Source organism: Arthrobacter sp. 05L44, from assembly GCF_056397605.1.
Window position 1 is genome coordinate 546,459 of sequence record NZ_JBFTNS010000001.1, and the last position, 14,700, is coordinate 561,158.

The window sequence follows — 14,700 nt, forward strand, 5'->3', positions numbered from 1 at the left end:
GGACCCTGACACCCGGCATTATCCGGATCGGGACGCGAAAGAGCGCTTGAACAACTCATCTAGTATGCCCGAATTATCCGGCAGAAGCGAATTCGCCCCCGCCAGCGGTCCTGTAGCTGTCCGCCCTCGCGCTTCCCGCCCCCTGACAGCGCCTTCCGGTACCCCCGGTCATTGCCTTCGGGAAGCGCCGCAACGAAGATAGGGTCATGACCGTGCAGGACTCCCCCGCCGTCCATGACCTCGCCGCAAAGCTTCCCCAGGACTTTGTGCTCGGGGTGGCCTCGGCCGCGTTCCAGATTGAAGGCGCCCTCGCGGCGGGCGGCCGCGGGCCCTCGGGCTGGGACGCCTTCGCCGAAAAACCAGGCACCATCCAGGACGGCCACTCCCCCGCCGTCGCCTGTGACCACTACAACCGTGCGGACGATGACGTGCAGCTGATGCGGGAGCTCGGCGTCGACTCCTACCGCTTCTCCATCTCCTGGCCCCGGATCCAGCCGGACGGCACCGGCCCATTCAACGCGGAGGGCCTGGATTTCTACGACAGGCTGATCGACAGGCTGCTTGAAGCCGGCATCTCTCCGATGGCCACCCTGTACCACTGGGATACCCCGCTACCGCTGGAACACCGCGGCGGCTGGATGAACAGGGCGACGGCGGAGCGTTTCGCCGAGTACAGCGCCGCGGCCGGTGCCCGCTTCGGCGACCGGGTGGCCCAGTGGGTCACCCTGAACGAGCCAGCCTCGGTGACGCTGAACGGCTATGCCCTCGGCGTGCACGCCCCGGGCCGGGACCTGCTCTTTGGTGCCCTGCCCTCCGTCCACCACCAGCTGCTCGCCCATGGGCTCGCCGTCCAGGCGCTGCGGGCCGCTGGCGTTTCCGGAGCCATCGGCGTCACCAACCTGCACTCCCCCGTCCGGCCGGCCAACGGATCGGTGACGGACCGGTTGCTGGCGAACGTGTTCGACCTCGCGCTCAACCGGATTTACGCCGACCCGATCCTGCTCGGCAGCTACCCCAAGGTGCCGCTGGTGGCGCGCCCCTGGTTCAAGGGTCTCGGCCGGTTCTCCGACGCGGATCTGCGTAATATCCACCAGCCACTCGATTTCTACGGGCTCAACTACTACTACCCCGTCAAGGTCGGTACCGGCCGTGGGCCGGCGGACAGCCCGGTCGGCTCCGCCGAAGCCATGGCGAAGCTGCCCTTCCATTTCGCGGCTTTCCCGGAGTACAAGACCACCGGTTTCGGCTGGCCGGTGGCACCGGACCACCTCGGTGGGCTGCTGCGCGAAATGAAGGACCGCTACGGCGAGGCACTTCCGCCGCTCTTTATCACCGAGAGCGGCGCCAGTTTCCCCGAACCGGACCACGTGGACGGTCCCATCGACGACGCCGGCCGGATCGGCTACCTCGCCGACCACCTGGGCCATGCCCTCGCGGCGACCGCGCCGGGCGGCGTCGCCCACGACGTCGAACTCCTCGGTTACTACGTCTGGACGTTGATGGACAACTTCGAATGGGCGGCGGGCTATTCGCAGCGCTTCGGGTTGGTCCACGTCGATTTTGACACCCAGGTCCGGACACCGAAGAAGTCGTTCTACTGGTACCAGGCGCTGAGCCGGGCCCGTCAGGAGCGGCCAGCCGGCTAGACGTGGACGGCCGGTCCGCCGGTGCGTGCCGGGGGCGCTACTGGTTCTTGTTGGCGCGGTTGATGCGCTTGGCACGGTCGATCTCGTGCCGGAAGTACTTCTTGGCCCACAGGCCGGCCGAAACAACGGCGGCTACCACCACCAGAAAAATGATCCATTCCATCCCGGGCTCCTCTCTTCATCAGCAACGGTAGCAGGGTCTTAAACAGAACAGCCCCGCTGCAGTGCAGCGGGGCTGTTCTGTCGTCACGGCGGCCGTCGAACGGCCCTCCGATCAGGAGATCATGCTCAGATCAACAAGTAATTACTTGATGATCTTGGTGACGCGTCCCGAACCAACGGTGCGGCCGCCTTCGCGGATTGCGAAGCCGAGGCCCTCTTCCATAGCGATCGGCTGGATGAGCGCAACGGTCATCTCAGTGTTGTCGCCGGGCATAACCATTTCCGTGCCTTCCGGCAGGGTGATAACGCCGGTTACGTCCGTGGTGCGGAAGTAGAACTGCGGGCGGTAGTTGGAGTAGAACGGGTTGTGACGTCCGCCTTCGTCCTTGGAGAGGATGTAGACGTTAGCCTCGAAGTCGGTGTGCGGGGTGATGGAACCCGGCTTGACGACAACCTGGCCACGCTCGACATCGTCGCGCTTCAGACCGCGGAGCAGGAGGCCACAGTTCTCGCCGGCCCATGCTTCGTCGAGCTGCTTGTGGAACATCTCGATACCGGTAACCGTGGTCTTCTGGACCGGGCGGATGCCGACGATCTCGACCTCAGAGTTGATCGCGAGGGTTCCACGCTCGGCGCGGCCCGTAACAACGGTGCCACGGCCGGTGATCGTGAAGACGTCTTCGATCGGCATCAGGAACGGCTTGTCGCGGTCACGAACCGGGTCCGGCACGGACTCGTCGACAGCAGCCATCAGGTCCTCAACGGACTTGACCCACTCCGGGTCGCCTTCCAGAGCCTTGAGGCCGGAAACGCGAACAACCGGTGCTTCGTCGCCATCGAAGCCCTGCGAGCTGAGCAGCTCACGAACTTCCATTTCGACGAGGTCGAGGAGTTCCTCGTCATCGACCATGTCAGCCTTGTTCAGGGCCACCAGCAGGTAGGGAACACCAACCTGGCGGGCGAGCAGGACGTGCTCGCGGGTCTGAGCCATCGGGCCGTCAGTGGCGGCAACCACGAGGATTGCACCGTCCATCTGAGCAGCGCCGGTGATCATGTTCTTGATGTAGTCAGCGTGACCCGGAGCGTCTACGTGTGCGTAGTGGCGCTTCTCGGTCTGGTACTCAACGTGGGAGATGTTGATGGTAATGCCGCGCTGACGCTCTTCGGGAGCAGAGTCAATGGACGCGAAGTCACGCTTCTCGTTGAGAGTCGGGTACTTGTCGTACAGCACCTTGGAAATGGCGGCCGTCAGCGTCGTCTTACCGTGGTCAACGTGACCAATGGTACCGATGTTAACGTGCGGCTTAGTCCGCTCGAACTTTGCCTTTGCCACAGGTTCCTCCTAGAACGTTTTCAAATGACTTACCCTTCGACCGCGCTTGTCGCGGCAGAAACTCCAGTAAGTCTACTTGGGGGGCTTTGGATTGGTGAAATTGCAGATTCAGGAACTAATACTAGTCCCTCGAGCCTGTTCGTGCTGGCGGCCGGAGTCCGGCCGCCAGCACCAGGCGAATTCCCTGTGGAGGGAACGCACCCGAGTTTGTTGCAGCTGCGTGTTGTCCTTGCGGACTACTCGCCGCGGCTCTTCTGGATGATCTCGTCGGCAACTGCCTTCGGGACCTCGGCGTAGCTGTTGAACGTCATGGAGTACACAGCGCGGCCCTGGGTCTTCGAACGCAGGTCACCGATGTAGCCGAACATGCCGGACAGCGGGACGTGTGCGCGAATAACCTTGACGCCCTGGGCATCTTCCATGGACTGCATCTGGCCACGGCGGGAGTTGAGGTCACCGATAACTTCACCCATGTATTCCTCAGGGGTGCGGACCTCGACATCCATCAGCGGTTCGAGCAGGACAGGGTTCGCCTTGCGTGCAGCTTCCTTGAAAGCCATACGGCCGGCGATCTTGAACGCCATTTCCGAGGAGTCAACATCGTGGTAAGCGCCGTCAATCAGCGTCGCCTTGATGCCGACAACCGGGTAACCGGCCAGGACGCCGTCGTTCAGTGCATCCTGGATACCAGCGTCAACGGACGGGATGTATTCGCGCGGAACGCGGCCACCGGTGACCTTGTTCTCGAACTCGTACATCTCGCCTTCGGAGGTGTCCAGGGGCTCGATGGCGATCTGGATCTTTGCGAACTGGCCCGAACCACCGGTCTGCTTCTTGTGCGTGTAGTCGTGACGCTCCACAGCACGCTTGATGGTTTCGCGGTAGGCGACCTGGGGCTTGCCCACGTTTGCCTCGACCTTGAATTCGCGGCGCATGCGGTCCACCAGGATGTCCAGGTGGAGCTCGCCCATGCCGGCGATGATGGTCTGGCCGGTGTCTTCGTTGAGGGAGACCTGGAAGGTCGGGTCCTCAGCGGAGAGCTTCTGGATGGCCGTGGAGAGCTTCTCCTGGTCACCCTTGGTGTTCGGCTCGATCGCAACCGAGATCACGGGCTCCGGGAAGCTCATGGACTCGAGGACAATCTGGTTGGACGAATCGCACAGGGTGTCGCCCGTGGTGGTGTCCTTCAGGCCGATGGCTGCGTAGATGTGGCCCGCGGTAGCGCCGTCGACCGGCATTTCCTTGTTGGCGTGCATCTGGAACAGCTTGCCGATGCGCTCCTTCTTGCCCTTGGTGGAGTTGACCACCTGTGCGCCTGCTTCCACGTGACCGGAGTACACGCGGATGAAGGTGAGCTGGCCGAAGAAGGGGTGTGCGGCGATCTTGAACGCCAGCGCAGAGAACGGCTCGTCAGCGGAAGGCTTCCGGGTCAGTTCCTTCTCTTCGTCGCGGGGATCGTGACCGACCATCGGCGGGACGTCGAGCGGGTTCGGCAGGTAGTCCACGACGGCGTCGAGCATCGGCTGGACGCCGCGGTTCTTGAACGCGGAGCCACAGAAGACCGGGTAGAGCTCGGAGTTGATCGTCATCTTGCGGATGCCGGCCTTGAGCTCGTCGATCGTGATCTCTTCGCCTTCGAGGTACTTCTCCATGAGCTCTTCGGAGGACTCAGCAACGGTCTCAACGAGCGTTGCGCGGTACTCTTCGGCCTTTTCCTTGAGGTCAGCCGGGATCTCCTGGATCTCGTACTTGGCACCCATGGTGACGTCACCCTTGGAGTCGCCGGGCCAGACCAGGGCGCGCATGTAGAGCAGGTCGACGACGCCGATGAAATCGTTCTCGGCGCCGATCGGCAGCTGCATAACGAGCGGCTTGGCACCGAGGCGGCTGATGATGGTGTCGACGGTGAAGTAGAAGTCAGCGCCGAGCTTGTCCATCTTGTTGACGAAGCAGATGCGCGGGACGTTGTACTTGTCAGCCTGGCGCCAAACAGTCTCGGACTGCGGCTCCACGCCTTCCTTGCCATCGAACACGGCGACGGCGCCGTCGAGGACGCGCAGGGAGCGCTCAACCTCAACGGTGAAGTCCACGTGGCCGGGGGTGTCGATGATGTTGATCTGGTTGTTTTCCCAGAAGCAGGTCACGGCGGCAGACGTGATGGTGATGCCGCGTTCCTTTTCCTGTTCCATCCAGTCAGTCGTCGAAGCGCCGTCGTGCGTTTCGCCGATCTTGTGGTTCACACCCGTGTAGAACAGGATGCGCTCGGTAGTAGTGGTCTTGCCGGCATCAATGTGGGCCATGATGCCGATATTGCGGACCTTGCTAAGGTCGGTAAGCACGTCCTGTGCCACGGTGTCTCCCTTTCGGATGGACTGCACGTTCGCCGCCGGCTCGGGTGAGCCGGCGGCGTCCGGGAAGTATTACCAGCGGTAGTGTGCGAAGGCCTTGTTGGACTCGGCCATCTTGTGGGTGTCTTCGCGGCGCTTCACAGCGGCTCCGAGACCGTTCGAGGCGTCCAGGATTTCGTTCTGGAGGCGCTCGGTCATCGTCTTTTCGCGGCGGGCCTTGGAGTAGCCAACCAGCCAGCGGAGGGCGAGGGCCGTGGAACGGCCCGGCTTGACCTCGACGGGGACCTGGTAGGTCGCGCCGCCGACGCGGCGGGAGCGGACCTCGAGGGAAGGCTTGACGTTGTCCATGGCCTTCTTGAGGGCTGCAACGGGGTCGCCGCCGGACTTGGCGCGTGCGCCTTCGAGGGCACCGTAGACGATGCGCTCTGCAGTGGACTTCTTGCCGTCAACGAGCACCTTGTTGATCAGCTGAGTGACCAGCGGGGAGCCGTATACGGGATCTAGTACTAGCGGCCGCTTGGGGGCCGGACCCTTGCGAGGCATATTACTTCTTCTCCATCTTTGCGCCGTAGCGGCTCCGTGCCTGCTTACGGTTCTTCACACCCTGGGTATCAAGGGCGCCACGGACGATCTTGTAACGGACACCCGGAAGGTCCTTAACGCGGCCGCCACGGACGAGCACAATGGAGTGCTCCTGCAGGTTGTGGCCAACACCGGGGATGTAGGCGGTGACTTCTACGCCACCGTTGAGGCGCACACGTGCAACCTTACGGAGAGCCGAGTTCGGCTTCTTCGGGGTCGTCGTGTAAACGCGGGTGCAAACACCACGGCGCATCGGGCTGCCCTTAAGCGCGGGGGCCTTGGTCTTCGAGACCTTAGGCGTGCGGCCCTTGCGGACCAGCTGGTTAATCGTAGGCACTCTCGTGTTCTCCGTTTTATCCGGAGCGGCCGTTGGCGGCCGCTCTCTTGTCGCTGCGCCCCGCCGCTCGAGCTTTGAAGATCTCTCCAGAGCAGCTGAGGCGAAGCCTTAATAGTCGGACCGCACGCCGGGGCGCCGGACTTTCATCCTGAACTGCCCCTAGGCATGCGAAAATGTGGCATACGTTGCACAAGAACCCTGCAAACCGGAAACGTCGTCCTGGTCGGGCTATCCAGCTGCAAGCTGTCTAACTGACCGGCGCACTCATCCACTGCCACAATAACAATTAGTCTCAAGTCTAACACGGACGGTCCCCAGCCCTTAATCGGCGCGGATTCCGCCCCTCCCCCGCAGTCCGTTCCGCCGTCGACTGTTCCCCACCGGCCCCGGCACTTCGGCAAAACGGCCGTATCGAAACACTCGACGGGTTAAAGCGGGATGGTCCCGCACCTTTAGGTGCGGGACCATCCTTCAATGCTGCCTACGGTTAGCGGAAGTCGCTGCCGAGGTCGTAGTCATCCAGCGGGATGGCGTGGAACTCAGGAGCTCCGTCGCCGCCCAGGGAGTCGTAGGAGAAGTCACTGAATGCGCTGGGGCCGGTGAACAGGTTGGCCTTTGCTTCTTCAGTCGGTTCCACCGTGACCTCGGTGTAGCGCGGGAGACCCGTGCCGGCCGGGATGAGCTTACCGATGATGACGTTTTCCTTGAGGCCGAGCAGCGGATCGCTCTTGCCTTCCATGGCCGCCTGCGTCAGGACGCGGGTGGTCTCCTGGAAGGAAGCTGCGGACAGCCAGGACTCGGTCGCCAGGGACGCCTTGGTGATACCCATGAGCTCGGGACGGCCGGAGGCCGGCGTCTTGCCCTCGGAAACCACACGGCGGTTGGCGTCCTCGAAGCGGCTGCGTTCGGCGAGCTCGCCGGGCAGCAGATCCGATTCACCGGATTCGATGACCGTGACGCGGCGCAGCATCTGGCGGACGATAACCTCGACGTGCTTGTCGTGGATACCGATGCCCTGGCTGCGGTACACGCCCTGGACCTCGTCCACCAGGAACTTCTGCGCGGCACGGGGACCCATGATGCGCAGAACCTGCTTGGGGTCGACCGGACCGTTGATGAGCTTCTGGCCAACGCTGACGTGATCGCCATCTTCGATGAGAAGACGTGAACGGCGCAGCACCGGGTAGGCGATCTCTTCGGATCCGTCATCCGGGGTGATGACCAGGCGCATCTGGCGCTCGGACTCTTCGATGGTGATGCGGCCGGCTGCTTCAGCAATCGGTGCGACACCCTTCGGAGTACGGGCTTCGAAGAGCTCCTGGATACGCGGCAGACCCTGGGTGATGTCGTCGCCACCACCGGCGGAGACAGCACCACCGGTGTGGAACGTACGCATGGTCAGCTGGGTACCGGGTTCACCGATGGACTGTGCGGCGATGATGCCGACGGCCTCGCCGATGTCAACGGTCTTGCCGGTGGCCAGCGAACGGCCGTAGCACAGGGCGCAGGTGCCGACGCTGGACTCACAGGTGAGTACGGAGCGGACCTTGACCTCGGTGATGCCGGCTGCGAACAGTTCGGCGATGACGACGTCGCCGCAGTCAGTGCCGGCCGCCGCGAGGACCTTGCCCTTGGCGTCAACGACGTCCACGGCCAGGGTACGGGCGTAGGCGCTGTTCTCGACGTTTTCGTCAAGGACCAGCTCGCCGTTGGCGTCAGCGACCGCGATCGGGGTGACGAGGCCGCGTTCGGTGCCGCAGTCCTCTTCACGGACGATAACGTCCTGCGAGACGTCCACCAGACGACGGGTCAGGTAACCCGAGTTGGCGGTACGCAGGGCGGTATCGGCCAGACCCTTACGGGCACCGTGCGTGGCGATGAAGTATTCCAGCACCGACAAGCCCTCGCGGTAGGAGGACTTGATCGGACGCGGGATGATTTCACCCTTAGGGTTGGCCACCAGGCCACGGATACCCGCGATCTGACGGACCTGCATCCAGTTACCACGTGCACCGGAGGACACCATGCGGTTGATCGTGTTCATCGGGGACAGGCTGTCACGCATCGCCTGGGCGATCTCGTTCGTGGCCTTGTTCCAGATTTCGATCAGTTCCTGGCGACGCTCGTCGTCGTCGATCAGGCCCTTGTCGTACTGGCCCTGGATCTTCGCGGCCATGGTCTCGTAGCCGGCGAGGAGCTCCGGCTTGGAGGCCGGGACCTCGATGTCGGAGATGGCGACCGTGACGCCCGAGCGGGTTGCCCAGTAGAAACCGGCATCCTTCAGGTTGTCCAGCGTTGCCGCGGTGACGACCTTCGGGTAGCGCTCGGCAAGGTCGTTGACGATGCGGGACAGTTCGCCCTTGTCGGCAACAGCCTCAACCCACGGGTAGTCCGCGGGCAGCGTCTGGTTGAAGATGACCTGGCCGAGAGAGGTCTCGACCAGTGCGGTCTGACCCTGTTCCCAGCCTTCCGGAGCTTCCCATCCGGCGTAGGGCACGAAGCCCTCGAGCCGGATCTTGACCTTGGAGTTCAGGTGCAGCTCGTGCAGGTCGAACGCCATGATGGCTTCCGAAACGGAGGAGAAGATCCGGCCTTCGCCAGCTGAACCGACACGCTTGGTGGTCAGGTGGTAGAGGCCGATGATCATATCCTGCGAAGGCAGCGTCACCGGGCGGCCGTCGGACGGCTTCAGGATGTTGTTCGAGGACAGCATCAGGATCCGGGCTTCGGCCTGGGCTTCGGGGCTCAGCGGCAGGTGGACTGCCATCTGGTCGCCGTCGAAGTCAGCGTTGAACGCGCCACAAACCAGCGGGTGAAGCTGGATGGCCTTACCTTCAACAAGCTGCGGTTCGAACGCCTGGATGCCGAGGCGGTGCAGGGTAGGTGCACGGTTCAGCAGTACCGGGTGCTCGGTGATGATCTCTTCGAGGACATCCCAGACCTGCGGGCGGTAGCGCTCCACCATCCGCTTGGCCGACTTGATGTTCTGTGCGTGGTTGAGGTCAACCAGGCGCTTCATCACGAACGGCTTGAAGAGCTCCAGGGCCATCTGCTTGGGCAGGCCGCACTGGTGCAGCTTCAGCTGCGGGCCGACGACGATGACCGAACGGCCGGAGTAGTCGACGCGCTTGCCGAGGAGGTTCTGGCGGAAACGGCCCTGCTTGCCCTTGAGCATGTCGCTCAGGGACTTCAGCGGACGGTTGCCCGGTCCGGTGACCGGACGGCCGCGGCGGCCGTTGTCGAAGAGGCTGTCAACAGCTTCCTGAAGCATGCGCTTCTCGTTGTTGACGATGATCTCCGGGGCACCAAGATCAAGCAGGCGCTTGAGGCGGTTGTTGCGGTTGATCACACGGCGGTAGAGGTCGTTGAGGTCGGAGGTCGCGAAGCGGCCGCCGTCCAGCTGGACCATCGGGCGCAGTTCCGGCGGGATCACCGGGACGGCGTCCAGCACCATACCGAGCGGGCTGTTGTTGGTGGTCAGGAACGCGTTGACAACCTTCAGGCGCTTCAGGGCGCGGGTCTTGCGCTGGCCCTTGCCGTTGGCGATGATGTCGCGCAGCAGGTCGGACTCGGCCTGCATGTCGAAGCCTTCAAGACGCTTCTTGATGGCTTCGGCACCCATGGAACCTTCGAAGAACATGCCGTAGCGGTCACGCAGTTCGCGGTACAGGCCCTCGTCGCCTTCGAGGTCGGCGACCTTGAGGTTCTTGAAGCGGTCCCAGACCTGCTCGAGGCGCTCGATCTCAGCATCCGCGCGCTTGCGGACGTTGGCCATCTGGCGGTCGGCGGAGTCGCGGGCCTTCTTCTTGTCGGCAGCCTTGGCACCTTCACCTTCGAGGCGCGCGATCTCGTTTTCGAGGTCGCGGGCGATCGTGGCGATGTCGGAGTCGCGGTTGTCGATCAGCTGCTTCTTCTCGATGTCGTGCTCAACCTGCAGGTTGGGCAGTTCCTCGTGACGGGCGTCAGCATCGACACTGGTGATCATGTAGGCAGCGAAGTAGATGACCTTTTCGAGGTCCTTCGGTGCCAGGTCAAGGAGGTAGCCCAGGCGGGACGGGACACCCTTGAAGTACCAGATGTGCGTGACCGGGGCGGCCAGTTCGATGTGGCCCATGCGCTCACGGCGCACCTTGGCACGGGTGACCTCAACGCCACACCGCTCGCAGATGATGCCCTTGAAGCGCACGCGCTTGTACTTGCCGCAGTAGCATTCCCAGTCGCGGGACGGGCCGAAGATCTTCTCGCAGAAGAGGCCGTCCTTCTCAGGCTTGAGCGTGCGGTAGTTGATGGTTTCCGGCTTCTTAACCTCGCCGTAAGACCAGCCACGGATGTCTTCCGCGGTGGCGAGGCCGATCTGCATGAGGCCGAAGGAGGATTCGCTGGACATATGGTCCCTGTTCTCTCTTGTTCTCTAAATTCTGAAGTCTTGGGTTACGGGAAGAGGGAGGTGGCGTACGACGGCGGGATCACCCGCCGTCGTACGGCACCTGCTAAACCTCTTCTACGGAACTGGGCTCTGCACGAGACAGATCGATGCCCAGTTCTTCCGCAGCCGTGAAGACTGCGTCATCAGAGTCACGCATTTCAATTGTGGTTCCGTCCGTGGAAAGCACTTCCACGTTCAGGCACAGCGACTGCATTTCCTTGATCAAGACCTTGAAGGACTCAGGAACGCCCGGCTCCGGGATGTTCTCGCCCTTGACGATGGCTTCGTAGACCTTCACACGACCGTGGATATCATCCGACTTGATCGTGAGGAGTTCCTGGAGCGTGTAGGCGGCGCCGTAAGCTTCGAGCGCCCACACTTCCATTTCACCGAAGCGCTGGCCACCGAACTGTGCCTTACCACCCAGCGGCTGCTGCGTGATCATGGAGTACGGGCCGGTGGAGCGTGCGTGGATCTTGTCGTCCACCAGGTGGTGGAGCTTCAGGATGTACATGTAGCCGACCGAGATCGGATCCGGGAACGGCTCGCCGGAGCGGCCGTCAAACAGGCGGGTCTTGCCCGAGGAGTTGATCAGGCGGTCACCGTCGCGGGTGACGTTGGTGGAGTCGAGCAGGCCCGTGATTTCTTCTTCACGCGCACCGTCGAAGACCGGCGTTGCAACAGTGGTCTGGCCACTCTCGCGCGGCAGGTTCGGCAGCTGCTTGACCCACTCGGGCTCACCCTCGATCTTCCAACCGGTCTTGGCAACCCAGCCAAGGTGGGTTTCGAGCACCTGGCCGACGTTCATACGGCCCGGAACACCCAGCGGGTTCAGGACGATATCAACGGGGGTGCCGTCGGCAAGGAACGGCATGTCCTCGATCGGGAGGATCTTGGAGATAACACCCTTGTTGCCGTGACGGCCGGCGAGCTTGTCGCCGTCGGTGATCTTGCGCTTGGCGGCCACGTAGACGCGGACCAGCTGGTTGACGCCCGGGGGCAGCTCGTCGTCGTTGTCGCGGTCGAAGACGCGGACGCCGATGACGGTGCCGGATTCGCCGTGCGGAACCTTCAGGGAGGTGTCGCGCACTTCGCGGGACTTCTCACCGAAGATGGCGCGCAGCAGGCGCTCTTCCGGGGTCAGCTCGGTCTCGCCCTTGGGGGTGACCTTACCGACCAGGATGTCGCCGGCCTCAACCTCGGCACCGATGTGGATGATGCCGCGCTCGTCCAGGCCTGCCAGGACTTCCTCGGACACGTTCGGGATGTCACGGGTGATTTCCTCGGCACCAAGCTTGGTGTCGCGGGCATCGATCTCGTGCTCCTCGATGTGGATCGAGGACAGGACGTCTTCGGCCACGATCCGCTGGGACAGGATGATGGCGTCCTCGAAGTTGTGGCCTTCCCATGACATGAATGCCACGAGCAGGTTCTTACCGAGGGCGAGTTCACCCTGGTCCGTTGCCGGGCCGTCGGCGATGATGCCGCCGACTTCCAGGCGCTGGCCTTCGTTGACCAGGACGCGGTTGTTGTAGCAGTTGCCCTGGTTGGAACGCGCGAACTTGTTGATCCGGTAGTTGGTCTCGGTACCGTCGTCGTTGAGCACGATGACGAGTTCAGCCGAAACCTCGGTGACCACACCGGCCTTCTTGGCGATGGTGACGTCACCGGCGTCGACAGCGGCGGCGCGCTCCATGCCGGTGCCGACGAACGGCGCCTCGGAACGGACCAGCGGCACAGCCTGGCGCTGCATGTTGGCACCCATGAGTGCACGGTTGGCATCGTCATGCTCGAGGAACGGGATCAGGGCGGTAGCCACGGACACCATCTGGCGCGGGGAGACGTCCATGAACTCGACGTCGGCGGCGGGGACCAGCACGGGCTCGCCTCCACCACCGCGGGCGCGGACCAGGACGGTCTCTTCGGCGAAACGCTTGTTCTCGTCGAGCGGCGCGTTGGCCTGAGCGATCAGGACCTCGGCCTCGTCGTCGGCGGTGAGGTACTGGACCTCATCGGAGACGACACCTTCGGAAACAAGGCGGTACGGGGTTTCGATGAAACCGAACGGGTTGATGCGTCCGTAGGAAGCCAGCGAACCGATCAGGCCGATGTTCGGGCCTTCAGGGGTTTCGATGGGGCACATACGTCCGTAGTGGGACGGGTGCACGTCACGGACTTCCATGCCGGCGCGGTCACGGGACAGACCACCCGGGCCAAGCGCGGACAGGCGGCGCTTGTGGGTCAGACCCGAGAGCGGGTTGTTCTGGTCCATGAACTGGGACAGCTGGGACGTTCCGAAGAACTCCTTGATGGCTGCCACGACGGGGCGGATGTTGATCAGGGTCTGCGGCGTGATGGCCTCGACGTCCTGGGTGGTCATCCGCTCGCGGACAACGCGCTCCATACGGGACAGGCCGGTGCGGACCTGGTTCTCGATGAGCTCGCCGACGGCGCGGATGCGGCGGTTGCCGAAGTGGTCGATGTCATCGATCTCGACGCGGAGTTCGTGGTCCTGACCGTCGCGCTTGCCCGTGAGGGTCTTCTCACCGGCGTGCAGGGCTACCAGGAACTTGATCATGGCAACGATGTCTTCAACGTGCAGCACGGAGGCTTCCTTGTCACCAAGGGAGCGGTCGATGCCGAGCTTGCGGTTGATCTTGTAACGGCCAACCTTGGCCAGATCGTAGCGCTTGGAGTTGAAGTACAGGTTGTCCAGCAGGGACTGGGCAGCCTCGACGGTGGGCGGCTCGCCCGGTCGCAGCTTCCGGTAGATGTCCAGCAAGGCGTCTTCGCGGGTTTCGGTCGCGTCCTTCTCCAGCGTCGCGCGCATGGAGTCGTACTGGCCGAATTCCTCGAGGATCTGGCCTTCGGTCCAGCCGAGGGCCTTCAGCAGCACCGTGACGGACTGCTTGCGCTTGCGGTCGAGGCGGACGCCGACCTGGTCGCGCTTGTCGATTTCGAGTTCGAACCAGGCGCCGCGGGACGGGATGATCTTCGCGGTGAAGATGTCCTTGTCGCTGGTCTTGTCGGCGGTGCGCTCGAAGTAGGCACCCGGGGAGCGGACGAGCTGGGACACGACGACACGCTCGGTGCCGTTAACGACGAAGGTGCCCTTCTCGGTCATCAGCGGGAAGTCGCCCATGAACACGGTCTGCTGCTTGATTTCGCCCGTGTTGTTGTTCATGAACTCGGCCTTGACGTACAGCGGAGCCGAGTACGTAGCGTCCCGGTCCTTGCACTCGGCCATGGTGTACTTCGGGTCAGCGAACTCCGGCTCGGAGAAGCTCAGGGACATGGTGCCCTGGAAGTCCTCGATCGGGGAGATCTCTTCGAAGATGTCAGACAGGCCCGACGTGGTGGCGACGCTGAGGTCGCCTTCTTCGACGGCCTTCGCGACGCGTGCCTGCCAGCGTTCGTTTCCGACCAGCCAGTCGAAGCTGTCCGTTTGCAGGGCAAGCAGATTCGGAACGTCAAGCGGTTCGTGAATCTTTGCGAAGGAGAGCCGGCGGGTTGCACCGTCGGTGCTGTCGGCATTGATAGCGGTAGCGTTGTTTACATTAGAGGTGCTCGAGGCGACCAAGAGGGATCCTTCCACAGACCTTCAGGCGTTTTCAGATCTCCCCCGTTATGCACCCTGCGAAAGTGACTCCGCAGTGCTACCAATCCGGTTCCGCTATATGACCCGGGAACCCACGCTGACCATGCTGGTGCACGTTGTAGACGGCACATTGATGGAGCAGCTGTCAGGCTAAGCCCACCGCTATATGAAGGCTGAAGGTAAACAGGGAAGACGCAAATATCTACGATACGGCAAAGCAACCTACTTGTCTACCCCACTTGCGGCGTGAATGCAAGCACGTCCCCCG

The 14,700-nt window shown here is 63.0% G+C and carries 8 protein-coding genes; 1 reads left to right on the forward strand and 7 read right to left on the reverse strand.

Annotated features, from left to right (window positions below; genetic code table 11):
- The first annotated feature begins 206 nt into the window (after positions 1-206).
- A complete protein-coding gene (locus AC1DHY_RS02540) occupies positions 207-1,646 on the forward strand; it encodes a GH1 family beta-glucosidase (RefSeq protein ID WP_476879704.1) in 1,440 nt (479 codons plus the stop codon).
- A 37-nt stretch (positions 1,647-1,683) separates the two neighbouring features.
- On the opposite strand, the gene AC1DHY_RS02545 is transcribed toward AC1DHY_RS02540, so the two are convergent.
- From AC1DHY_RS02545 to rpoB, 7 genes are all read right to left on the reverse strand, one after another.
- Positions 1,684-1,809 carry a hypothetical protein gene (locus AC1DHY_RS02545; RefSeq protein WP_476879703.1) on the reverse strand — a complete coding sequence of 42 codons (126 nt, stop codon included), beginning with the start codon at positions 1,807-1,809 and terminating at the stop codon, positions 1,684-1,686.
- A gap of 141 nt (positions 1,810-1,950) precedes the next feature.
- Positions 1,951-3,141 carry an elongation factor Tu gene (gene tuf, locus AC1DHY_RS02550; protein WP_003803827.1) on the reverse strand — a complete coding sequence of 397 codons (1,191 nt, stop codon included), beginning with the start codon at positions 3,139-3,141 and terminating at the stop codon, positions 1,951-1,953.
- 236 nt (positions 3,142-3,377) lie between these two features.
- Positions 3,378-5,492, reverse strand: a complete 2,115-nt coding sequence (gene fusA, locus AC1DHY_RS02555) for an elongation factor G (RefSeq protein ID WP_476903110.1) — start codon at positions 5,490-5,492, stop codon at positions 3,378-3,380.
- A gap of 69 nt (positions 5,493-5,561) precedes the next feature.
- Positions 5,562-6,032 carry a 30S ribosomal protein S7 gene (gene rpsG / locus AC1DHY_RS02560; protein ID WP_026531948.1) on the reverse strand — a complete coding sequence of 157 codons (471 nt, stop codon included), beginning with the start codon at positions 6,030-6,032 and terminating at the stop codon, positions 5,562-5,564.
- 1 nt (position 6,033) lies between these two features.
- Positions 6,034-6,408 carry a 30S ribosomal protein S12 gene (gene rpsL, locus AC1DHY_RS02565; RefSeq protein ID WP_009358312.1) on the reverse strand — a complete coding sequence of 125 codons (375 nt, stop codon included), beginning with the start codon at positions 6,406-6,408 and terminating at the stop codon, positions 6,034-6,036.
- A gap of 487 nt (positions 6,409-6,895) precedes the next feature.
- On the reverse strand, positions 6,896-10,795 hold the full coding sequence (locus tag AC1DHY_RS02570) for a DNA-directed RNA polymerase subunit beta' (RefSeq protein ID WP_476903111.1): 3,900 nt from the start codon (positions 10,793-10,795) through the stop codon (positions 6,896-6,898).
- Positions 10,796-10,898: 103 nt separating this feature from the next.
- Entirely contained in the window at positions 10,899-14,414 is a 3,516-nt protein-coding gene (gene rpoB / locus AC1DHY_RS02575) for a DNA-directed RNA polymerase subunit beta (RefSeq protein ID WP_476903112.1), read from the reverse strand.
- Positions 14,415-14,700 lie beyond the last annotated feature (286 nt).

Excerpts from the sequence above, each read along its gene's own strand:
- AC1DHY_RS02540 (WP_476879704.1), top strand. The coding sequence starts at position 207 with ATGACCGTGCAGGACTCCCCCGCCGTCCATGACCTCGCCGCAAAGCTT.
- AC1DHY_RS02570 (WP_476903111.1), bottom strand. The coding sequence starts at position 10,795 with ATGTCCAGCGAATCCTCCTTCGGCCTCATGCAGATCGGCCTCGCCACC.
- AC1DHY_RS02545 (WP_476879703.1), bottom strand. The coding sequence starts at position 1,809 with ATGGAATGGATCATTTTTCTGGTGGTGGTAGCCGCCGTTGTTTCGGCC.
- rpsG (WP_026531948.1), bottom strand. The coding sequence starts at position 6,032 with ATGCCTCGCAAGGGTCCGGCCCCCAAGCGGCCGCTAGTACTAGATCCC.